Source organism: Streptomyces sp. NPDC049585 (assembly GCF_040675615.1).
In the GTDB taxonomy this organism is placed as follows: Bacteria; Actinomycetota; Actinomycetes; order Streptomycetales; family Streptomycetaceae; genus Streptomyces; species Streptomyces luteosporeus.
On sequence record NZ_JBFAPE010000017.1, the window covers coordinates 25,338 to 48,333 of the forward strand.

General features: G+C 73.7%; 14 protein-coding genes. 4 read left to right on the top strand and 10 right to left on the bottom strand.

The window, feature by feature from the left end:
* Positions 1-39: 39 nt before the first annotated feature.
* The 4 genes from AB0K17_RS18755 to AB0K17_RS18770 form a co-directional block, all read right to left on the bottom strand.
* The gene (locus tag AB0K17_RS18755; protein ID WP_365967513.1) at positions 40-1,455 is read right to left on the bottom strand and encodes a hypothetical protein; all 1,416 of its coding nucleotides are present in this window, start codon (positions 1,453-1,455) and stop codon (positions 40-42) included.
* A 14-nt stretch (positions 1,456-1,469) separates the two neighbouring features.
* Positions 1,470-1,928 carry a hypothetical protein gene (locus AB0K17_RS18760; RefSeq protein WP_365967512.1) on the bottom strand — a complete coding sequence of 153 codons (459 nt, stop codon included), beginning with the start codon at positions 1,926-1,928 and terminating at the stop codon, positions 1,470-1,472.
* Between the two features lie 123 nt (positions 1,929-2,051).
* On the bottom strand, positions 2,052-3,314 hold the full coding sequence (locus tag AB0K17_RS18765; RefSeq protein WP_365983576.1) for a PQQ-binding-like beta-propeller repeat protein: 1,263 nt from the start codon (positions 3,312-3,314) through the stop codon (positions 2,052-2,054).
* 93 nt (positions 3,315-3,407) lie between these two features.
* Positions 3,408-4,802, bottom strand: a complete 1,395-nt coding sequence (locus tag AB0K17_RS18770; RefSeq protein WP_365983577.1) for a PQQ-binding-like beta-propeller repeat protein — start codon at positions 4,800-4,802, stop codon at positions 3,408-3,410.
* Between the two features lie 144 nt (positions 4,803-4,946).
* Here AB0K17_RS18770 and AB0K17_RS18775 point away from each other — a divergent pair, with 144 nt between their 5' ends.
* Positions 4,947-5,180 carry a DUF397 domain-containing protein gene (locus tag AB0K17_RS18775; RefSeq protein WP_365967509.1) on the top strand — a complete coding sequence of 78 codons (234 nt, stop codon included), beginning with the start codon at positions 4,947-4,949 and terminating at the stop codon, positions 5,178-5,180.
* A 14-nt stretch (positions 5,181-5,194) separates the two neighbouring features.
* Here AB0K17_RS18775 and AB0K17_RS18780 read toward each other — a convergent pair whose 3' ends face one another.
* The 4 genes from AB0K17_RS18780 to eccB all read right to left on the bottom strand — a co-directional run bounded on the left by AB0K17_RS18780 (position 5,195) and on the right by eccB (position 11,133).
* A complete protein-coding gene (locus AB0K17_RS18780; RefSeq protein WP_365983579.1) occupies positions 5,195-6,610 on the bottom strand; it encodes a PQQ-binding-like beta-propeller repeat protein in 1,416 nt (471 codons plus the stop codon).
* Positions 6,611-6,683: 73 nt separating this feature from the next.
* The gene (locus AB0K17_RS18785) at positions 6,684-8,051 is read right to left on the bottom strand and encodes a PQQ-binding-like beta-propeller repeat protein (protein WP_365983580.1); all 1,368 of its coding nucleotides are present in this window, start codon (positions 8,049-8,051) and stop codon (positions 6,684-6,686) included.
* A 253-nt stretch (positions 8,052-8,304) separates the two neighbouring features.
* Positions 8,305-9,558, bottom strand: coding sequence for a type VII secretion-associated serine protease mycosin (gene mycP, locus AB0K17_RS18790; RefSeq protein WP_365983581.1), 1,254 nt, complete (start codon positions 9,556-9,558; stop codon positions 8,305-8,307).
* A gap of 9 nt (positions 9,559-9,567) precedes the next feature.
* Positions 9,568-11,133, bottom strand: a complete 1,566-nt coding sequence (gene eccB / locus AB0K17_RS18795) for a type VII secretion protein EccB (RefSeq protein ID WP_365967505.1) — start codon at positions 11,131-11,133, stop codon at positions 9,568-9,570.
* A 306-nt stretch (positions 11,134-11,439) separates the two neighbouring features.
* Here eccB and eccE point away from each other — a divergent pair, with 306 nt between their 5' ends.
* The 3 genes from eccE (at position 11,440) to AB0K17_RS18810 (ending at position 16,877) form a co-directional block, all read left to right on the top strand.
* On the top strand, positions 11,440-12,771 hold the full coding sequence (eccE, locus tag AB0K17_RS18800; protein ID WP_365983582.1) for a type VII secretion protein EccE: 1,332 nt from the start codon (positions 11,440-11,442) through the stop codon (positions 12,769-12,771).
* On the top strand, positions 12,771-13,556 hold the full coding sequence (locus tag AB0K17_RS18805; RefSeq protein ID WP_365983583.1) for a hypothetical protein: 786 nt from the start codon (positions 12,771-12,773) through the stop codon (positions 13,554-13,556). The genes eccE and AB0K17_RS18805 overlap by 1 nt, the downstream gene beginning before the upstream one ends.
* 306 nt (positions 13,557-13,862) lie before the next feature.
* A complete protein-coding gene (locus AB0K17_RS18810; protein WP_365983584.1) occupies positions 13,863-16,877 on the top strand; it encodes an SCO5717 family growth-regulating ATPase in 3,015 nt (1,004 codons plus the stop codon).
* A gap of 62 nt (positions 16,878-16,939) precedes the next feature.
* Here the strand turns inward: AB0K17_RS18810 and AB0K17_RS18815 are convergent, their stop codons facing one another.
* On the bottom strand, positions 16,940-17,905 hold the full coding sequence (locus AB0K17_RS18815) for a bifunctional riboflavin kinase/FAD synthetase (protein WP_365983585.1): 966 nt from the start codon (positions 17,903-17,905) through the stop codon (positions 16,940-16,942).
* 52 nt (positions 17,906-17,957) lie between these two features.
* A complete protein-coding gene (locus AB0K17_RS18820) occupies positions 17,958-22,784 on the bottom strand; it encodes a hypothetical protein (RefSeq protein ID WP_365983586.1) in 4,827 nt (1,608 codons plus the stop codon).
* Positions 22,785-22,996: the final 212 nt, after the last annotated feature.

Below are 22,996 nucleotides of genomic sequence, written 5' to 3' on the forward strand. Positions count from 1 at the left end.
TGCGTGAAGCGTCTCCTCGTGGTGCAGGCTGCCAATGCATCAGTCGATGACAGGCGGGACGGTATCCCGCCTTCCGCGTGTCCAGGTCTCCTCGTCCTCCGTCAGATAGTCAGGACGCGACGTCTGCTGGCGCCGTCCACCACCGGCCGGAGCTGTTCCCGCATGAGGCAGTACACCTGATGATTGGTGGTCGCGCACAAGACCTGATCCTCCTGGCGTGAAACCCGAGCGCCCTGCCGTCTGGGCCGCGGGAACAGCACCGACCGGTCCACCCGGCGTCAAGAACTTGCGCTGCCCGGAACCGGTGTACCCGCCAGGGACACCGCTCGCGGCCGCACCCGGAACGCTTCCCATTCCCACGGGCCCGCGGTTGACCAGGCCGCCTTCCTCCCCGACCACCGTTCCGCGCGGCAACCGTGGCGCACCTGCCCCGGGACCTGTCCGGTTGGGCAGACCGCCCGCGATCCCATCACTCGTGCCCGGCCGCGGGAGCCCCTCGCCCCGGGGTACAGAGAGGCCGTACTGCGGCTCCCTTGCACCCGTGGTTCCTCGGACGGGTCCGGGGGCGCCGCCGGCGCTGACGGGCCAGGCTGGAACACTGCGACCCGGGCCGACCGGCCCGGGCGGCATACTCACTTCGGGTTGACGCCCTCGCGGCGCATCACCTGCATGGGGAGGAATCCCCTGAGCGGTGACGGGATTTGCAGGCTGGACAACGCCGGTCGAGTCGATGGTCGTGCCGGAAATCGACGCACCCACCGGCGCGCCACTGACACTCGCATGTCCCAGGGCCGGCGAATTACCAGCCCCCTCGGGCGACTGATGGCTCGCAGGCACAGCACCTGGTGGTATCCCGGCCCCACCAGCAGACCGGTACCCCCCAGTCGCACTCGGGTTGCCCCCTGCGCTCCCGGTGGGTGTGCCGGACTCGTACGGCCTGTCCGACATCTCATCGATGGAACCACCGAGGTTCGGCAACACAAACCGCGGCTCCTCCAGCTTCCCCAGATCCGCACCCGCCGTCGTGTAGTACGAGTCCACCAGCCGCATCGCGTCCACCGCCGCCTGGCGGTCCTTCTCCGCGGCGGCCATGCGTGCCTTCTCCTTCTCCGCATCCACGAGGCACGGCGAAGTGCTGGGCTTGGGCATGTGGGACTGGGCCTTGGCGAGGCCCTCCGCCGCCTTGGTCATCACCGCGCCGGCGGACGACGTGTAGTGGGCGAGCTTCGTGGTCTGCATGACCATCTGCTCGCCCCATTTGCGGAACGCGTCGCCGCCCTCGCCTTCCAGCTTGACGCGGGCCACGTGGTCCTTGAGGTCGTTGCTGATGGCGTCCAGATCACCGAAGGCATCCTGCAGTGCCTTGCCGACCGCGGCCAGGCGGTCCGGCTTGCCGTTCGCCACCATTTCGTAGAGCTCTGCGTGGCTCTTGCCCTGGAACTCGCTCTCCGACATTCCGTTCGCCTCCCCTACAGGCCCGTTCCGGCGGTTCCGGCTTCGTCCTTCGCCGGCGGCGGCGTGCCGCCCTTGCCGGTCAGCTGGCGCTCGTACTCTCCCGCCCGCTTCTGGATCGCGCGCATGCGCGCCGCTTCGTCGGCGTCGACGCCGTCGTAGCCGCGTTCGGCGATGACGGCGGCGAGGCCCATGGCCTCGACCTGGTCGCCGAACTGCTTGGAGAGCAGTTCCAGCCGGGCGTGCACCTTGTCGTAGAGCGCGGCGAGTTGCTGTGCCGAGCCGAAGTTCTGGCCGAACGTCTGCGGAGGGACCTTCTGGTCGCCGATCGTCTTCGGCGAGGCCGAGGACTTCTCCAGCTTGGCCAGTGCCTCGTCGATGCGGTTCTTGAACGTCGTCAGCGTTTCGGCTTCTTTGGCCAGGTGGCCGTTGCCCGAGGGCGTCGAGGCCTGGCCGGCCGAGTCGCGCGTATTCACCGAATCCTCCCCCATGTGGCGCCGCTTGCTGCGGTGCGGCGCTTACAGCACTCTAGCCACTCGTGTTGCGCGGCCCCACCGGGATAGCGTCAACTTCTCTTGATGGCATAGACAACCGGCGCCTCACCTGGTGGCTGTGACAGCCACCACCACCTCGCTGTCGCGGGATTCCAGTCCGCCCTCGTTGACCAGCAGCAGCCGGCCCCGCTGGAGATGCGCCGTGGCGCTCTGGCCGTGCGCCAGGTGCCATTCGGCAGTTCGCAGGTCGGGAGAGTGCCGGACCGTTGCGGCCAACTTGCCCGTGGCGGCCGCGACGGAGGTCAGTTCACCCACACGCTCGGGGGTTGCGGGGATGTAAACGGCGACATGCCCACCGTTCACGGCGACAGGCAGAGCGGTCCTGTTGGCATCGGCCTTGTAGGTCCAGCGCTCTCGCCCCGTGCCGAGGTCGTACGCCGTCGTCGCTCCCTTGCCGGCGATGTAGGCGATGTCTCCGTTGATCAGGTACTCGGGGCACCTGCTCATCGACGACGAGCATTCAAGGCCTGCGTGGTCTCGCCGCAGTTCGATGCGGGAACGTTCCTTCCCATTCTCGTCTTCGAGGGTCACCAGGTGAGCACTGTGGGCCGTGGTGTCACGGAGCAGGAGGACGACGGGGTGAGCGGACAGCATGCCTTCGACGCTCTCTCCCTTGACGCCCTGCCATGACCAGCGGGGACGCTCAGGGGACTTCGGGTCGAACGCACGGACCACAGGAGGCTGGCCTTCGCAAGAGCGCTGGATCAGGAACTGGGTTCCACCGATTGTTCCGGTTTCGCCGCACGGGGCTTCGCCTGGCAGTGCGGCTGCGACTTTCCCGTCGGAAAGCCGGAACGCCTTGCCGCCCGAGGCCCAGGCGATCAGCCCGATTCCACCGCTCACGGAAACCGTTGCCGGAACCCGCCTCTTGGCCCGCCGGAAATCGTCCGCTGCCGGGCCATCCGGAGCGGATGCCGCAACGCGGTCCGACCAGAGCTGCACACCGCGCTCGATGTCGACGGCGACGACGGTGTCGCACATGCCATCTATCTCGACTGCGAGGAACACACGGCCCTCGTCGCTGTCCCGGGACGCGGCACAGAGCGTACCGCTCAGAACCAGGGACCACTGCTTCGTTCCGGACCTCAAGTCGTACGACGTCACCATGTCGGGTTCCGGCTTGACCACCGTCGTTGCGGTGAACCAGACGCCCGGCGCGTAGTCGGAGTTCTTCGACGGTTCGGTACGGGCCGTCTTCTTCCAGGCCAGAGAGCCTGCCGCCGCTCCTCCGTCCCTGTTCTTCGACGGCTTCGTGTCGTTTCCGGACGCGTTCCAGAGCAGATACGTTCCGCAACCTGCGACCAGCAAGGCTATCGCCAGGATAATTCCCCAGGTCCGGGCAGGGCCTAGCGGTTTCGACATCAAGTACATCCCATCGGTTCCAGAAGGACGGCAGTCAGGTCAGCTGAACGACATGAGCACATACGACGGCGACGACACGAGTGACGGCGCAATATAGAACCTGCCGTTTTCGAAGTAGACATCGCCCAAGTAGGCCGCCCGCGCTTCTTCCTGCGCACTCTCCGCCGGCAGAACCTTGACAACCGTCGCCGCTCCGTTGCGGGGATCAAGAGTCACAAGCTTGCCGCCCTCGTCGTTCTGAGCTGCCTGGTAGACGAGTGGTTTGCCGTCGAGGAGCCTCACCGGTCTGCTGACCCGTTGCCCACCCGCTTCGCTTTCCCAGCGTTTCTCTCCGGTTGCCAGGTCGACGGCGAGGATCTTGTTCGCACGAGCGTCTCCTGCGGTGGCCTTGTCCTGTGTGAAGAGGTAGGCCGTGTCGTTGCCGAAGGCAGCGTCCGATGCGTTTCCGTTGCCCGTGAGAGTGATCCTGGCCCTGGTCCGCCCCTCCCCGCTGACGCTGATCAGGTCGGTCGATCCGTCACCGTCAACCGTTTTGCCGACCGAGATCACCGCGGGATCCACGGAAGGAATGCCCCTGATCTCCAGGCCGTCAGGGACCTTCCAGGTCCACTCCTCCTTCCCGGTACCCGCATCGAGACGCTGCACGAACATGCGTCCACCAGGGCATTTGAGGGCCGCCAGGACAGCCTTGCCATTGGTGGAATTCCGGTACTCCATACAGTCCCTGTCCGCCGTGCGCTTCGGATGAGCGAGAACCTTTCCGTCAGCAGCAGCGAAGGTGACCGAGTCCTCGGCGGACAGCACCTTGACGGTCTCTCCCAGGACGACAGCCTGTGGCCGGAAGTACCCCTTGGTCCTGTCGTCCTGCGTCGGCAGGTTGCTGTCCCACTTCGGACGGCCGGCCTTGAGGTCGACAGCCATGACGTTCGAACAATCCGTGCCGTTCTTGGTGTAGACGAGGGCGGCCACATCGTGCGTGGCCCTACGCGAAGCGGTGCACAGCTCACCCGGAAGCGAAACGTTCCACTGCTGCTTGCCGTGCACGACGTCGTACGCGGTGACGTCGTGTGCCCGGGCACGGATCACGTTGCCGCCGGCAAACCAGGTGGGCCACTGTTCGGCCTTGGTGCTGCCGTCACCCTTCTCCGGGTTGCTCGCAACCCAGTCCAGCTGGGCGTTACGTCGTCCTGTCTCCGGCGGCTTCGCCTGCGGCGTGCCGCCGCCACCGCTGCCACCGCCGTCGCCGCGACCCCACAGCCACCAGCCACCTCCGCCGAGGGCGGTGAGGAGGAGGGTCAGGGCGAGGGCGATGAGCAGGGCCTTGCGGCGGGCGCCCGTGCCGGGCGGTGGGGGTGGGGGTGCTGCCGGGCCGAAGGGGGGCGGGGGTGGGCCGAAGCCCTGGTGGGGCGCTGGAGGTATGGGAGGTTGAGTCATAGGGGGACGCCTTTTCGTCCGGGGATGGTGGGGTGTGAAACGGGAGCGTGGCCGAACTCCCGCGCGCAGTGGCCGGGGATTGCTAGCGTCGGCGCGAGTGCCCGTATCCGTACTGTCGGACGACCGGAAGAGGAGCCCTGCGCGGTGGCCACTGAAGAAGAGAAGGAAGCGCTGTACGCCATGGACATCTCGGGCGCGGAGTGGATCAGTGCGCCCGGGGACACCTCGGACGAGCGGGTGGAGATCGCGTACCTGGAGGGTGGTGCGGTGGGGATGCGGTCGGCGGCCGATCCGGGCACCGTGCTGCGGTACACCGCCAGCGAGTGGGAGGCGTTCGTGCTCGGTGTCCGGGACGGGGAGTTCGACATCGAGGTGTGAGGCGGGGCGTCCGCTCACCAGGGGGCGCTGATCGCGAGGACCATGCCTGCCTGTTCGTCGGCGAACTGTCCGTCGTTGACGAGGAGCAGGCGGTCGTCGACCAGGCGGGGGAAGCCGTCGATGCGGCTCATCATGGCCTCGTTCTTGCGGTCCTTGGCCGTGTCGGAGTGCTCGACCGTGCGGACGGCCTTGCCGGTGGCCGTGTCCAGGTAGGCGATGCGGCCGCGGCGTTCGGGGGTGGCGACGGTGTACGCGGCCACGCGGCCGCCGTGCACCGCCACCGGGATGGTGTAGCGGTTGGCGTCGGCCTTGTACGTCCAGCGCTCCTTGCCGGTGGCCAGGTCGTAGGCCATGGTGACGCCCTTGCCGGAGACGTAGAGGGAGTCCTTGTCGGCCAGCACGCCCGTGCAGCCGGAGTCGGCGAGGAAGCAGGAGCCCAGCTGCCAGAAGCTGTTGTAGGGGACGCGCGTCTTCTCCTTGCCGCTGTCCGGGTCCAGGACGACGAAGTCGTACCGGGCGTCGGGGCCGCCCTTGCCCGGTGCCTGGGCGAGGACGAGCGGGTTGGTGGAGATGATGGACAGGAAGCCGTCGCGGCGCGGGAGCTTGGTCGTCCACTTGGGCTTGTCGAGGTTCTTCGGGTCCAGGGAGCGGATCGTGATCTCGCCGTCGGACTTGAAGTCGCAGTAGGTGATGGCGATCAGGCGTGCGCCGCCGGCGCTGTCGACCATCTCGCAGGCCTTGCGCTTGATGGATCCGACGCGCTTGCCGTCGGAGAGGCGGCGGGTCTGTTCGCCGGCGCCCCAGGTGGCGTAGAGGTGGCCGTCGTGGACGGCGAGTTCGAGGGCGGCCTTGAGCCACTTGTCGGGCTTGAGGGCCTCCGCCTCGTCCTTGTCGTCGACGAGGAGCTCCTCCCACTTGCGCTTGCCGTCGCGCAGGTCGAAGGCCATCAGGCGGGCGCAGACGCCCTCGTACTCGACGGAGACGACGGCGGTGCCGCCGTCGGACTCGCGCGACGCCGCGCACAGGGAGCCGGCGAGCAGGAACGACCACTTCTTCTCGCCGGTACGGATGTCGTACGCGGTGACCATGTCCGGTTCGGCCTTGACCACGAGCGAGTCGGTGAACCAGGTGCCGAGGGCCGAGCGCATGCTCTTCTCGTCCGGCTTGGTGCGGGATTCGGCCGTCCAGACGACGGAGCCCGCGGCGGGCTTCCCGCCCGTGCCGCCGCCCTTGGATCCGCCGCTCGCGGGCCCGCCGGTGAAGGACCACACCGCCCAGCCGCCCGCCGCGAGGACGACGGCGAGGGCGAGGCCGACGAGTGCCGGCTTCAGCCATGTGCGGCGGCGCCCGCCGGCGCCCGCACCACCGGTGGCGCTGGCCGTGAACTGGGACAGCCTGGGCGGCGTCTGCCCGTACTGGGGTGTGTGCACCGGGCTCCTGCTCCTGCTTCTGCTTCTGGTCTCGTGCTGCTGGTCTGTGACGGGTCGATCGCCCGGGGCTGCGTCAGTGAAAGGACATCATCATCGTCCGGTCGGTCATGCCGATCTGCGAGACCACGTAGAAGCGGCCGTTGCGGAAGTACACGGTGCCGAGCCGGCCGATCTTGTACTCCTCGTCCGCCGATTCCTGCGGCAGGTTCATGAAGACGGCGGAGCTGCCGTTGTCCGGGTCGAGGGAGAGCAGCTTGCCGGCCTCGTCCTTCGACGCCTCCTGGTAGACCAGCAGCCGTCCCTCGTGCATGGTGACGGGCCGGTAGCGGCGGTTGCCGGCCAGGGCGGTGGTCCAGCGGGGTTTGCCGGTGGCGAGGTCGATCGCGGCGATGGCGTTGGCGTAGACGCCGTCGGTCTCCTTCTTGCCGTTGATGGTGGCGAGGTAGAGGGTGTCGCCGTCGACGACAGTGCTGCGGCAGGAGTCGAGGCGTCGCGTGCAGTCGCCGAATTCGTACGGGCCGGCCGAGGCGGAGATCAGGCTCCTGAGGCGGCCGTTGTCATCGAGGACGACGACGTCCGTCGGGTCGCTGTCGTCCTTGCGCGCCACGGTGACGACGGCCGGATCGACGGACAGGACGTTGTGCGCTTCGAGGCCGTCGAGGAGCTTCCAGGTCCACTTCTCCTGCCCGGTCTTCGGGTCGACCGACATCACGAAGCTGCGGCCGTAGATGCCGCACTGGGCGACGGTGAGCTGTTCGGCACCGGAGGGGCCGGCGACCGACCCGGCCGTGCGGCAGCCGTAGTCGTGGGGCGTGAGACGCTCACCGGTGCGTGCGTTGTACACGCGGGGCTCGACGCCGTCCGCGAGGGTGAGGGTGCCCTGCACGAGGGAGATGTTGGCGGTGTGGTGGCTGTCCTTGCGGCCCTTGGAGTCGGTCAGTTCCTTCGTCCACAGCATCCGGCCGTGCTCCAGGTCGACGGCCATGACCAGGTCGCAGGCGAACTCCTCCTTGCCGTAGACGACGGCGGCGATGCCGTTCTCCTGCTGCGGGGAGCTGGTGCAGGCGAACCCGGGTACGGGGAGGGTCCAGCCGGGCTTGCCCGTCGCGATGCTGTACGCGGTGACGGCTTTGCTGCTGCGCACGATCACGTTCTTGTCCGTGAACCAGGGACGCGCTATCTCGTCGGCGCTGCCCTTGTCCGCGTCGGGGACGGGCGCCATCCAGTCCAGCTTGGCGTCGACGGCCTTGGCCGGGGGCCTGGAGTGCCGAGCAGGATCGTTTCCGCCGCGGCCCCAGAGGAACCAGCCGCCCGTGCCCAGGCCGGCGACGAGCAGCAGGCCGAGGCCGATCGCGAGAGCCGTACGCGGGCCTTTCCCGTCCGCCGGCGCCGGCACCACGGCGGCCGGCGCCGCCGGCTCGGTCGGCGCAGTGGGCGACACGGGCGCCGGCCCGGACGGCGGGACCTGAGCGGACGGCGGGAGCTGAGCGGGTGCCGACACCGGCCCCGGCGGCGGGGCCGGCGGGACCGGCGGCGGGACCGGCGGGACAGCTCCGGCGGGCGGAACAGCTCCGGCCGGCGGGACGGCCCCCGGCTGCGGGAGCGGCACGAAGGGTTGCGGTGCGGTGCCGAAGCCGGGGCCCGGGTGGCCGTCCTGTGCGCGATGTGGCTGGTTCATGGGTTCCTTCGTGCCTTCATGCGGTTCCGCCGGCGCCGGAGGGCCGGTTGCGGCGGTTGGGGTCCCGGTGGCCCCGGTGGTCGCGTACGACGACGGCCGAGCCCGCGATCACGGCGACGAGCAGGGCGGTGCCGCCCAGGGCGTACGTGGCCAGGCGCACCTGGCGCTCCTGCGGCGTCTCGCCGAGGGCGAGCGGCGCCGGCTCCGGGGCGGCGACGCGGTGGGCCGGTCCTTCGGGGACGGTGACCCGGTCGAGCGGGCGGTCGTCCTCGGTGAGGGCGCGGACGGGGTCGACGACGCCCCAGCCGATGTAGCGGTCGCGGGTGGCGGAGACGCGTTCGGCGGTCTGCTCGATCTGGGCGACGACCTGGTTCTGCTTCCAGTCGGGGTGCTTGGCGCGGATGAGGGCGGCGACCCCGGTGACGTACGGCGCGGAGAAGCTGGTGCCGTGGTCGACGCAGTGGCCGCCGCCGGGGACGGTGGAGACCATGTCGACGCCGGGCGCGGCGACGCCGATGAAGTCGCCGGACTGGGAGAAGGGGGCGCGTTCGTTGTTGCGGTCGGAGGCGCCGACGGCGAGGACGCCGGGGTAGGCGGCCGGGTAGGTGGGCTTGGACCGGCCGTCGGCGCCGTCGTTGCCGGCCGAGGCGACCACGACGACGTCGTGGGCGAGGGCGTCGGCGACGGCGCGTTCCAGGTCGGAGTCGGGGCGCAGCGGGACGGCGGTGTCCTGGGAGATGTTGATGACGCGGGCGCCGGCGGCGACGGCCTGTTTGATGCCCTCGGCCAGGGTGCGGGAGGTGCCGCTGCCGCGTTCGTCGTTCTGCCGGATGGGGATGACGACGGACTCGGGTGCGATGCCGACGAATCCGCCGGTGGGCGCGGGCCGGGCGGCGATGATGCCGGCGACCTTGGTGCCGTGGCCGACGGGGTCGACGGTGGGGCCCTTGCCGGCGTCGTTCGCGCCGGAGAGCAGGTCGACGCCGCTCTTGGCGTCGACGGCGTCCTTGAGCTGGGGGTTGGTGACGTCGACGCCGGTGTCGATGACGGCGACGCGCACGGGGTGTCCCTGGGGGTCGCGGCCCCGGGTGTCCTGCCAGAGCTGGTCGAGCAGGATGCGCTGCAGGGCCCAGGGCGTGCCCTTGATGGGCTTGGCGGGGTAGGTGCACTCGCCGCTGCCGTCCAGCACGGTGGAGGCTGCGGGGGCGGCAGGGGCGGTTGTGGTCAGGGACGCCAGCAGTGCGGCGGTGAGCAGGGCCGGGGTTCGCATGGCGGCTCCCTACGAACCCTGCGGCTGCTTGGCGCTGTTGGTGTCCAGCCGGGGTCCGGTCGGCAGGAACTGCGACCAGTTGGCCGGTACGGGCACGGGGGCGACGTCCTTGTAGCCGAGGCGGGTACGGGCCTGATCGGCGTCGGAGGCCCCGGGCCGCGCGGGGTCCGGTGGGGGCGCGTCGCCGATGCGGGAGCGGTCGGTGGCGCTGTCGCCGTTGGACTGGACGGCGTAGCGCAGCCCGGTGTCGGTGACGAGGAAGACCGGGCCGCTGTCGGTCTGGCGGCCGGTGACCTGCCGGTAGAGCAGGCCGGAACCGGGGGTGACGTAGGCGCTGGTGGCGCCGTCGGGGATGGTGGCGGGGTAGTCCTTGCCGGCCCAGACGCCGAGGTCGGGGTTGCCGCCGGAGTCGAGGCCGCCGAAGAGGCTGCAGACGGTGTCGTTGCCGTCGCCGCCGGCCACGGGGTCGGCGGAGTTGGCGGTGCGGGGCACCTGGGCGGGCCAGTGCATGCCGCCGTAGAACTCCTCGGCGTCGGGGGTGAAGTCGGCGGCGCTGACGCGCTCGGGGGCGCCGGCCTGGCCGAGGGGGGCGAGGGCGCGGCTGCTGAGCAGCAGCTTGGCGGTGAACTCCGAGACGCGGGCGACCTTGCCGGGGAGCACGACGTAGTGCTGGGTGGTGGTGCCGGTGGGCGCCTGGAGGATCATGCCGACGCGGCCCGCCCGGCCCTTGAGCGTGGGGACGCCGGCGGGGTCGCCGACGTTGCCGTGGAGGGTGGGGAAGGTGATGGGTGTGCCTTCGCGGAGGGTGCCGAGCCATTCCTTGGTGACGCGCTGGGGCTGGGCGCCGTCGTTGAAGAGGGCGCGCAGCAGCAGGTTGCGGTCGGCGGGGTCCTGGTTCTGCCAGTCCGGGCCGCCGATGAGGTAGCGGGTGCCCTTGGGGTCGACGAGGTAGCGGGCCTCGTCGGGGCCCTGGACGTACAGCGCCTGGGCGCCGCGCAGCCGCCGGGGGCCGGTGAGCTGCTTGGCCTTGGGGTCGCCGGCGGCGAAGAGGAAGACCGCCTTCTGGGTGGTCCTGCCGCCCCCGCCGGGCTGCTGGCAGACGGCCCACTGCTTGGGCTTGCCGGCCTGGGCGGCGGTGGGCATGCGGTCGGGCGCGTAGGGGATGCCGAGGGTGGGACCGCGCGGGATGTGGCCGTCGTCGAGCTCGGACTCCCGGACCTTGATCACTCCGCCCTTGCCGGGGTCGAGCAGCAGCCGGGCGGAGGCGAGGTTGAGGACGGGGTGGAGCTGCTTCTTGCCGTCGGTGGTCAGGACGACGTAGCGGGTGGTGGAGTCGCTGCCGACGATGACGTGCGCGGCGACGTCGTCCCAGCCCTTGGGGGCGACGGGCTTGAAGACGCCCCAGGCACCGAAGCCCGCGACGAGCAGGGCGCCGACGACGATGCCGGGCAGGATCGTGCGCAGCGGCCGGGGGGCGCCTTCCTCCGAGCCGGTGAGGGAGGGCTGCAGGAAAGCGGCGACCGTCCGTTTCCTCGCGAAGGTGTAGGCGTTGAGTTCGTCCCGCCGTGATGCCATGTGGAGCTGCTTCTCCCCCGGTTTTCCGTTGCTGTTTCCGTCGTCTTGCCGTCGTTGTGTTTTTTGCTGTCCCGTCATCGCGAATCCGCCGTTTTCGCGGGGTTGTTCCGCGGCGGACGGGCACCGGCCGAGCGCCGTCGCCCGGGCGGGGCCGGTGTCGGACCGAGCCTCTACTATGCCGGTAGGTGATCGCCACGTGTCGCCGGGGGACGGTCCCGGAGAGGGCGGCGACCGGTTTTCCGCCGGTGTGTCCGACCGGTGTGCGTGGAGCTGGATTCGGCGGATTTCGAGGGGGCTTGACGGGTCATGGCAGCCGCGACGCGCGTACGGCCGGAGGGCGGCCCGGGGCCCGGTGCGGGCGCGCCCGTGGCCGGCGCCGTGCAGCCCCGGCCGGCTCCGGGGCGCGGTGCGCTGGGGCCGGTACGGCTGCAGCAGCTGGTGCTGGTGGAGCTGGCGGCGGCCGTGGTGCTGCTGGGCTGGCTCGGCGGCCGGCTGATGCTGGCGCCGGCGGTGGTCCTGGCCGTGCTGCTGCTCCTGCCGGCCGTTCTGCGACGCGGGCGGCGGCCCGTCGTCGAGTGGCTGACGTCCGTGGTCGCGCTGCGCCGGCGGGCGCGCCGGGCTGCGGCGCAGCCGGTGCCGCCGGGTACGGATCCCCGGCTGGCGCCCCTGGTCGAGTGCGAACCGGCCCTGCGCACGTCCTCCTTCACCGACCGGACGGAGCGGGAGATCGGCCTGGTCGGCGACGGCACGTTCCTGACGGCGGTGCTGCGCGTCGACGGCGTCGACCGGCCGTTGCGGGCCGATCGCACGCACAAGGCGCTGCCGCTCGCGCTGTTGCGGGACGCGATGGACGTCGACGGCATCGCGCTGGAGTCCGTGCAGGTGGTGCAGAGCACCCTGCCGGCACCTGCACCGCACCTGCCCGCCGATTCCCTCGCCGCGCGCAACTACGCGCCACTGCAGCAGCTGACGGGCGCACCCGCGGTGCGCCAGACGTGGGTGGCGCTCAAGCTCGACCCCGAGCTGTGCCGGGAGGCGGTCGAGGCGCGCGGGGGCGGTACGACCGGGGCGCGCCGCTGCGTGCTGCGCGCGGCCGACCAGCTGGCGAGCCGGCTGGCGGGAGCCGGATTCCGGGCCACGCTGCTGTCCGAGGACGCGCTGACGGCCGCCCTCGCGACGGCCGCCGACATCAACCCCGCCGCCACGGCCCAGGCGGGCCGTACGGGCACACCCGCGCGGCGGACGGTGGAGAGCGCACGCGCCTGGCGCTGCGACGACCGCTGGCACACGACGTACTGGCTGGGCCGCTGGCCCCGGCTGGGCGGTGCGAGTGGTGCGGGTGGTGCGGGGGCCGCGGGTGGTGCGAGCCTGCCGCAGTTGGCGGCGCTGCTGATGTCGCTGCCCGCCCTGTCGACGACGCTCGGCCTCACCCTCGGCCGCGGGCGCATGCAGGAGGGGCGGCACACGCCCACCATGACCGGGCATGTACGGATATGCGGGCGCAGTGCGGACGAATTGGCGACGGTCCGGCGCGAGTTGGAGCGGGCCGCCCGCGCGGTGAAGGTCGGCCTGGTGCGGCTGGACCACGAGCAGGTGCCGGGCGTCCTCGCCACACTGCCGCTGGGAGGAACACGCTGATGGCCACGACGACGTACACGGGCACCCCCGTCGCCGGACCGGCGGCCGGTACGGGCCCGGCACCCGCGGCCCCTGCCGGCCGCCGGGCACGGACCGGCTTCGGGCTGCTCGGGCCCCGGCGCGGCCGGCACGAGCTGTCGGCCGAGGAGTTCGACGCCCTCGCCCTGCCCGTCGGCGACGACGGAGTCGTCATCGGCACCGACGAGCACGGCGCCCCCGCCGTGCTCGGCACCGGCCGCCCCACCCCCTTCGACATCGTCCTCGTCGGCGGCGTCTGGACGGCACAGGTCCTCGCGCTGCGCGCGGTCGGCACGGGCGCGCGCGTCGCGGTCGAGACCGGACGCCGGCAGATGTGGACGGCCCTGGCCCAGGCGGCCAACACCGGACAGCAGGCCATCACCCTCCACGACGTCGGCCGCGTGCCCCCGCAGGGCCCGGCCGTGCACAGTCCCGTCCTCGTCGTGCGCGACTGCGGGGTACGCCCGCCGCGCGGCCGTACGGGCCCGGCACCCTGGCAGTCCGTCCTCACGCTCCTGCCCTACCCCGGCCCCACCGCGCCCCGGCTCACCGCCCGGGCCGACGTCGTCGGCATCCAGCGCGTCTCCCCCGACGAGGCCCGGCGACTGGGCCGGGCCATGAACCTGCCGCCCCACGACGTCGACACGCTCTCCACGCTCCCCGACGGCGTCACGCTCTGGTGCACGCGCACGTCACGCACGTACGTCACGACCCTGCCGACGGAACCGGAGACGGGGCTGCTGGGCGCCGCCCGGCGCATGGACTGACGGTATGGGCGGCCGGGCCGCGGCCGCAGACCCAGGTGTCCGACGGGCCTCCCGGGGAAGCCTTGCCCTGCCGGGGCACCCGTGAAGGCGCCCCGCCAGGGGCGGACGGGGAGGCGGGGGCGGGCCTGCCGCACAGATGCGGATGACGATTAGTCTGTATGACCGTACGCACGCACTGGAGGACCCGACGCCGGTCCTGTCATGCGACAGACGGGGAACATCCGGGCGTTCGAGGTCGGCAGTAACGGTCGGCCCGCCAGACGACTCCACACCCACGGGCGCCGGACCACACCAGCAGGAGGCATTGTGAGCAGCGATCGGGACGAGATCCGCGCGGCCGGAAGGACAGCCGGCGAGGACCGGCCCGACGCCGAACACGAACCCGAACACACGGGCGAGTTCACCATCGACTACACGCCGCCCGCGTGGTACACGCAGAGCACCCCGCCGGCCGCGGGCACGCCTGCGCCCGCGCCGGTGCCGGCTGAGCCTGCTCCGGCGTCCGACGGCTGGACGGCGCCCCCGGCGCCGCAGGCGTCGCTGCCGCCCCTCCCCCCGAACTTCCCGCCAGCCGCCGCCCCGGCGGCCGCCTGGCCGCCGCCGCCGAGCCCGGAGGGCGCTGCGCCGTTCGGCGGCGCGCCGGCGGATGCCGCGACTGCCTGCTCGGCCGGTTCTCCGTTCGGCGGCGCGCCGGCGGCCGGTGCTCCGGCTCCGGGCCCGGGCGAAGCCGCGCCGAGCGGCCCACCGTTCGCCGGCGAAGCGGGCGCCGCCACGCCGGCTGCTCCCGCCCCGAGCAACGCCGCTCCCGGCAACCCTGGGTTCGGCAGTGCGCCGGACACCGGCGCCCCTGGCCCGGGCGCCCCCGCCGGCACCGGCACCCCGAGCGAGGCCGCTACGGGTGACCCCCACGTCGGCAACGGAACGAGCACCGCCGCCCCGACGGCCGCTGCACCGGGCGAAGCCGGTGCGGCAGGGCCGCAGGGGGGTACGCCCACCGGCGCCCCGGCGAACGCGGCACCCGCGGCGGATGCCGCTGCGCCGGGCCACCAGTTCGGCGGTACGCCGGCGGCCAACGCTGGTGCGGCAGGACCGCAGGGCAGCACGCCCACCGGCGCCCCGGCGAACGCGGCACCCGCGGCGGATGCCGCTGCGCCGGGCCACCAGTTCGGCGGCGCGCCGACGGCGAACGCCGGTGCGGCAGGACCGCAGGGCAGCACGCCCACCAGTGCTCCGGCGGACGCGGCCCCCGCGGCGGATGCCGCTCCGAGCGAGGCCGGAACGGCCTCCCCTGAACTCGGCGGTGCGCCGGGCGAAGCCGCTCAGGGTGCCCCTCGGTTCGGCGGTACGCCGGTGGCCGGCGCGCCGGGCGCAAGCGCCGGGACCCCCGGCGCCGGCACCCCTGCCGAAGCCGCCCCGAGCAGCCCTCCGTTCGGTGGCACCCCGGGCGAAGCCGCGCCCGGCAACCCCCACTTGGGCGATACACCGGCGGCCGGTCCGCAGGGCGCGAGCGCCGGGACCCCCGCCGCCCCGGCAGGCACGGCGCCGGACGCCAACGCCGGTGTCCCCGGCGAAGCCGCGCCGACCAGCCCCCCGTTCGGTGACGCCCCGACTCCCGGCGCACCGGGCGAAGCCGCGCCCTACCCCCACTTCGGCAGCACGCCGGGCGCAAGCGCCGCCCCGGCGGGCGCGGCGGCGCCGAACGCCAACGCCGGGGCCCCCGGCGAAGCCGCACCGACCAGCCCCCCGTTCGGCAGCGCACCCGGCGCCGCCCCGGCTCCCGGCGCACCGCACTTCGGCGCCGCGCCGGCCGCCGGTGCGCCCGGCACCGGTGGTGACTGGCATCTGCCCGCCGCGGCCGCCCCGGCCGCGCCGGCGGTGCCCGAGGCCCCTGCCCCGCAGGGCGGGTACGGCTACCCGGGTCCGGGTGCGCCCGGCGCCCCCGGCACCCCCGCGCCGTACGCCGGTTACGGGGCGCCCGCCCCGGCCCCCGCTCCCGGCGGCTACGGCTATCCGCAGGCGCCCGGTGGCTACGGGTACCCCAACGTCCCCGGCCAGCCGGGCCCGTACCCGGGCCAGCAGCCCGAGGGCCAGCCGCAGCCGCAGGCCGACGCACCGGCCGACCCGCGGGCCGGCGGAGGGTGGCCGACGGTGACGCCTGAGCAGCGGCAGCGGTCCGTGCACGGGGCCCCGCTCGGGTTCACCGCGGCCGTGGAGCTGTCCTCGGAGCGGCTGCTGAAGAGCAAGCCGAAGCCGAAGAAGCAGAGCCCGGCGGCCCGGTTCAAGTTCGGCGGCAAGAAGGAGGAGGCGGAGCGGCAGCGGAAGCTGGAGCTGATCCGCACGCCGGTCCTGTCCTGCTACCGCATCGCGGTCATCAGCCTGAAGGGCGGCGTCGGCAAGACGACGACGACCACGGCCCTGGGGGCGACGCTCGCGACCGAGCGCCAGGACAAGATCCTCGCGATCGACGCCAACCCGGACGCCGGTACGCTCGGCCGCCGGGTGCGCCGGGAGACGGGGGCGACGATCCGTGACCTCGTGCAGGCCATCCCGCACCTCAACAGCTACATGGACATCCGCCGTTACACCTCGCAGGCGCCCTCCGGACTGGAGATCATCGCCAACGACGTGGACCCGGCGGTCTCCACGACCTTCAACGACGAGGACTACCGGCGCGCCATAGACGTGCTGGGCAAGCAGTACCCGATCATCCTCACCGACTCCGGCACCGGTCTGCTCTACAGCGCGATGCGCGGGGTCCTCGACCTCGCGGACCAGCTGATCATCATCTCGACGCCGTCCGTGGACGGTGCGAGCAGCGCCAGCACCACGCTGGACTGGCTCGGTGCGCACGGCTACGGCGATCTGGTCTCGCGCAGCATCACCGTCATCTCCGGTGTCCGCGAGACCGGCAAGATGATCAAGGTCGAGGACATCGTGTCGCACTTCGAGACCCGCTGCCGCGGCGTCATCGTCGTGCCCTTCGACGAGCACCTCGCCGCGGGCGCCGAGGTCGACCTGGAGATGATGCGCCCCAAGACGCGCGAGGCGTACTTCAACCTCTCCGCCATGGTCGCCGAGGACTTCGTGCGCGCCCAGCAGCAACAGGGCCTGTACGCCGCACCGCACCACCAGGCGCCGCCGGTGCCGGGTGCGTACGCGCCCGAGGCGGGCCAGCCGATGCCGGGCCAGCCGATGCCCGGCATGCAGCCCGGGATGCCGGGTGCCCCGGGCGCGTACAACCCGTACGGTCAGCCGCAGCCCGGCGCGTACCCGCCCCCGCCGCAGGACGGCGGTGGCTGGGCGATCCCGCCCCAGCAGTGACACAAGGAAGGCCCCGGGCGCTCGTCGAGCGCCCGGGGCCTTCCCCGTGGAAGAGGGGAGCTTCAGCCGGTGACGGCCGCCGCCTCGTGGGCCGCGACGAGGTCGCGCGCCTGCTTCACGTCGTCGGCCATGCAGGCCAGCAGCGCATCGATGGACTCGAACTTCTGCATCCCCCGCAGGTAGGCGAGGAAGTCCACGGCGGCGTGCAGCCCGTACAGCTCCAGGCCGACGCGGTCGATGGCGTACGCCTCGACCGTGCGCTCCGTGGCGTCGAACTGCACGTTCGTGCCGACGGAGATCGCCGCCGGCATGGCCTCGCCCCCGACGGTCAGCCAGCCCGCGTACACACCGTCCGCCGGGATCGCCGTGTGCGGCAGCGTCTCGACGTTGGCCGTCGGGAAGCCGAGCTCGCGGCCGCGCTGCGCGCCCCGCACCACGACGCCCTCCACGCGGTGCGGCCGGCCGAGGATCTCCATGGCCCCGGTCACGTCGCCGTCGGCGACCAGACGCCGCACCAGCGTCGAGGAGAACGGCAGCCCGCCGCCCGCCTCGCCCGAGACGAACAGGTCGACGACCTCGACGCCGAAGTCGTACGTGCCGCCCAGCTCGCGCAGGAAGGCGACGTCACCGGCGGCACGGTGGCCGAAGCGGAAGTTGGGGCCCTCCACGACGTGCTGCGCGTGCAGCTTGTCGACGAGCACCTTCACCACGAAGTCGGCCGGCGAGAGCTGGGAGAAGCCGGTGGTGAACGGCAGCACCAGCACCGCGTCCACGCCCAGCTCGGCCATCAGTTCCGCACGCCGGGCGTGCGGCGCCAGCAGCGGCGGGTGGCTGCCCGGGCGCACCACCTCGCTGGGGTGCGGGTCGAAGGTGACCACGACCGAGGGGACACCGAGCTCCCGGGCCCGCTCCACGGCCCGGCCGATGATCAGCTGATGCCCCCGGTGCACGCCGTCGTACGAGCCGATGGTGACGACGCTGCGCCCCCAGTCCTGGGGGATGTCCTCCAAGCCACGCCAGCGCTGCACTGTGCCCGCTCCTCGCCCGAACCCGAACCTTTGTCTGTCTGATGACGCAGGTCTAAGAGTGCCATGCCGGTTCGCGGCCTCCCGCATCGGCCGGGGCACCGGCCTTCGCGTGCGCCGGGTCCGCGCCGTCCCGCGCGTCCCCCGAGCCCCCGTCGCCTCCCTTCTCACGGCCGGCGGTCAACCGGATGCGGGCACTCGGGCCGACGACCACCGCCCACTGGGCCGGGGCGGACTTCAGCCACCCCCGGACCTGATCGCCGAAGGCGGGGATCTCCCGGGCCAGCTGGGTCAGGCGCCGGTCGAAGAAGGCGGCGCCCTCCGGAGTGCGGGCCATCAGCAGGCCCGTACGGTGGACGAGATCACGCGTACGGGCCTCGGTACGCTCGGGGGCGCCCGCCGCCACGGCGCGCAGCAGCGCGTCCAGGACGGTGACCTCCCGCTCGTACGGGCCGTACGGGCCGTACTCCTCCCGCTCCATCAGCACCTCCAGCAGCTCCTGGCGCAGCGGCCGGGAGACGGGCGTGCCGGGATCCGCCAGAACGGGCGCCAGCGCCCGGCGCACCGGTGCGGTGCCGGACCGCAACAGGGCCACGACCAGCGGGAAGAGGACGGCACGGGCCCCGGGCCCGTGCTCCAGGCGCCGGTCCACGAACGCCGCGGCGTTCTCGGCGCCCTCCGGACGGTGCTCGACGTGCTCCCGCACGAGGGCCGCGACCCGGCGGGCGAGCACCGGCTCCCGCACCTCGGCGAGCGTGCGCAGCACCTCGCCCGGCCCCTCCCCCGGCTCGTGCAGCCGGGCCCGGAAGGCGTCGAGCACGGCATCCGCATGGCTGGCCAGGGCCGGGGCCAGCACGGCCGACGGCAGGTGCGGGTCGCCCTGCGAGAAGCGGGCGAGGGCCTGCGGGAGGTACTTGCCGCGCGTCTCGGGATCCCGTACGAGCAGGGCCAGCGCCGTGCCGTGCAGGGCGCCCTCGGCAGGGCGCGCGAGCAAGGCCAGCGCGGAGAAGCGCAGCAGCTCGCGGTCGGCGGCCGTGACCACGTGAGGGGCCGTCTTCAGCCCGTAGGCGGCCGCCGCCACGTGGCGCTCCACGCGGTCGTCGTGGGCCCAGCGGTCGACGGCCCGGCACAGCGCGGACGGCTCGTCCTCGGCGAGCGCGGCCAGCAGCTCGTCGGCGCGCGGGTGACCGGCGTCCACGAGCGCCTCGGCAAGGTCGTCGATGGCCCGCCGGCGGTGGGTGTGCAGCAGGGCCTGCGCGGCGGTGGCGACCGTCGGGCGCATGCCGTCGCCGTCCGGCGGCACCTGCAGGAAGCGGTTGTCCCCGAACCAGCGGCACAGCAGCGGCTGCGCACCGTACGGGTCGTCGATCAGCAGCGCGGCCACGGCGGTCAGGAAGCGGTCGGCCGCGTGGACGGCGGCGGCACTGCCGGGGGCGTCCTCCGCCCCGGCGTCGGGTTCGGGTTCGTCGTGCTCCTGCGGCCCGGGCGGCAGCTCGTCCTCCTCGGGCCCGGCGAACCCGTGCGGGTCGCTGGGCGCGTGCGGGTCGCTGGGCGCGTGCGGCTCGTAGCCCTCGGGCCGGGCCGAACTGTACGAAACCGCCGGCCCCCGCCGCTGCCCCACGACGGGCGGCCGCCGCCCCGCGTTTCCGGCGCCCACGGGTGCGCCCTCGGCGTCCCGCCGACCGGACACGCCAGCAGTGCCCTGACCCCGGCCACCGGCCGCGCCGGCAGCGCCCTCGCCCCGGCCGTCCCGGCCACCGAACCACCCGAGGTCGCCCTCGGCACCGGCGCCCCGCCCGGCGGGCGCGGCAGGCTCGCCCTGGGCCTCGGCATCGCGCCCACCGGGGACGCCGGTCGCGCCCTGAGCCCGGTTTCCGGCCGCTCCGCCGGCACTCTCACTCCGGCCGTCCCGCCGGCCGAACCACCCGAGATCGGCACCGGCCGGGCCGGGCCCGCCCTGGTCCTGCGCATCCCGCTCACCGGGTGCGCCGGCGGCGCCCCGGTCACGGGACGTCCCGGGATCACCCGCGACCCCGCCGCCCCGCTCACCGAACCACCCGCCGAGGTCACCCTCGGCCGGGCCACCCCGGTCACCGGTCGTCCCGGATCCGCTCTCGGCGCCACCGGGCGCACCGGTGCCGTCCTCGGGGCTTCTGGTCCACGGTTCGCCGACTTCGGCGTCCGCATCGCCGCGCGCCTCCGGCGCCGCCGCGCCGGCCCGTACGGGGCGGCCCCCGTCCGTGCCGGCCCGCTGGCCCGGCACGCCGGGGCCCCGCTCCGTGCGGGCCCGCCCGCCGGCGCCGCGGCGATCCCCCTCGCCGGAGGCGGTCGCGCGGCCGGCTCCGGTCGGGGTTTCGGCGGACGCCGCGTCCAGTTCCGCGCGGCGCGGTGGGGGCAGGGAGCCGGGGGGTGGGGCGTCGGCGGGGAGGAGGATGCGCAGGAGTTCCAGGCGGTCGGCCAGGGCGAGCGGCAGGCGCAGCCAGAACCAGGGGCCGAATTCCGCCAGGCCGCCGAGCGTGGCCGCGGCCTCGCTGTCGAAGCCGCCGACGGCGACGGAGCGGGCGGTGGTGCGCTCGGCGAGGAGGCGCAGCACGCCGAGGTAGGGGGTGGCGTCGGGCACCCGCAGAAGGGTTTCGCCGAGCAGGTGGGCGGCCCACCAGGAGGGGTCGCCGAGGCGGCGGCCGGCGCCCTCCTCCTTGGCCTCGGCGTCGGCGGTGCGCTGGGAGAGGGTCTCGACGGCGTGGACGAGGGCGCTCAGGCGCCGGGAGAGCTCGGTGGGGCCGGAGCGGCGTGCCAGCAGGAGCATCGACTGCAGGACGGGGCCGATGCGGTGGCGGGGCACGGGGAGCGGGCGGGGTTCGGCGGGGGCGGCGCCGCGTTTGCGACGGTTCTTGCCGGCGGCGGCGCGGGCTGCGGCCTTGCCGGAGCCGGGTGGGGGCGGGACGTGGCCGCCGGGGGCGGGCATGGGGCCGCCGCCGGCGCGTGAGGGCAGGCGGACGGCGGCTTCGGCGGGCGGGCCCTCGGGTTCGTACCAGCGGTGGACGAGGGCGTGGAGGGCGGCGTCGAGGTCGAGGTGGGTGCCCTGCAGCCAGTCGGCGAACTCCTCGTGGGCGAAGCGGTAGCCGGTGCCGGCGGGGACGAGCAGGCCTTCGGTCAGGACGGCGGAGGCCCAGCCGGTGCGCCAGGGGAACAGCTCCTCGAAGGCTTCGCGTTCGAGCTCGCCCTGGCCGGGGCCGAGGCAGCGGCGGGCGGCCTCGTGGACCTGGCCGGCGACGCGGGCGGCCAGCCGCCGCACGGCGGGGCCGCGCAGCTGGGGGCGGCGGGCGGCGGCCAGGCGGACGGCGATGCGCAGGCAGACGAGGTCGAGGTAGGCGGAGAAGACCTCCCAGCGGTCGGGGGCGGCCTCCCCGGTGCCGCCGGCGCCCTCGGTGCCGTCGGGGAGCGCGGCACGCACCTCGGCGAGGAGCCGCAGGGCGAGCGGGTGGGCGGCGTCGTCGGGGGCGATGGCGTCGGGCGGGATGCCGTAGGAGGCGCGCACCTCGGCGGCCTGGCCGGGGGCGAGGCGGGGCAGGCGGGAGCAGGGCGGCAGGGCGCGGGGCCCGGCGGGCGGCGGGGCGCAGGGGCCGCCGGCCCGGTGCAGGGTGCCGTCGGGGAAGAGGGCGCCGGCGGTCTCCCAGTGCTCGGGGCGGCAGGCGACGATGAGGCGGGTGGCGGTCCGCCGCAGCCAGTGCACGGTGGCGGAGGTCCAGGCGGGCAGGGCGTGGGCGAGGACGGGCGGCATCTCCTCGGGCCCGTCGAGGAGGACGAGCAGGGGCCGGCCCATGCTGCGGGCGAGCTCGGCGGTGGCCTCGGGGGTGGCGGTGGAGGTGTCGCCGAAGGTGCCGCCGGGGCCGGCGGAGGCGGTGACGATGCGGCCGGCGGCGGCGAGGGCGCGGGCGAGGGCGTCGCGCAGGCTGTCGTCGCCGGCGCGCAGGTCGGCTCCGCGCAGCCAGATGGTGGGGGCGGGCTCGGCGCCGCGGGCGCGGCGGGCGGCGAGGGCGCCGAGCTCGGTGGTGCGGCCGGTGCCGGGGTCGCCGACCAGGCCGAGGACGAGGGCGCCGTCGTCGGCCTCGCCGGGCGGGCCGTCGAGGAAGCGGGCGAATTCGCCCTCGATCTCGGGCCGCTCGACGGGGTCGCGCCAGACGCGGGGGGTGACGACGGAGCCGAGGGCGGTGGCGGTGAGCTGCAGGGCGCCGGCGAGGTTGAGGTCGGGGCCGAAGGCGGGGACGGTGGCGGAGTTGCGGTGGAGCAGCTCGGCGAGGGGCCCGCCGGGGGCGGCGAGGGCGGCGGCGCGCAGGGGGATGGCGAAGCCGGCGGCGCGCCGGTCGGCCTGCAGGGCGGTGCCGAGGACGGCGAGGACGGCGCCGGTGCCGGCGTCGAAGACGGGGCCGCCGGTCGCCTCTTCGCCCAGGCGCAGGGCCGAGCGTCCGGAGAGGGACAGTTCGAGCGCGGTGCCGAGGAGGTGGAAGCGGTCGGTGGCGGTGTAGGTGACGGGGACGTCGCCGATGATGCGGCCGCTGTGCCAGCGGCCGGCGCGCAGCCGTACGTCCTTGCCGCTCTCGATGCGCTCGGCGGCGGCGACGGGCAGCGGGGGGACGGTCAGGCCCTCGGTGCGCACGAGGGCGAGGTCGTACTCGGGCAGGGCGACGACGCTGTCGGCGTCGACGACGCAGGTCAGCTCGCCGGGGGCGTGCAGGACCAGGCGCGCGAGGCCGTCGACCGCCTCGTGGCTGGTGATGAGGGTGCCGCAGTCGTCCGCGAGAAATCCGGTGCCTCGCGCCCTTCCCGCGAGATCCGTGATGCGTACCAGCGACTCCTCGGCATCGGTCCGCCGACCGTTCATCCGTCGAACCTCCCCGCCGTGCTCGTACACACGACGGTAGGCAGCGGATGATCGGCGAAACCAGGTCTCACGCCGAACGCGCCCCCTTCCACCCCCCTGGTTCACTCCGAGCGCCTGCCCGTTGGGGTGAATCATCCGTCCCGGATGGATAGAGACCAGTGGGAGGGGGATCGTGGGGCGGGAGGGCGTGCACGCGCCGCCCGCCCCACGGT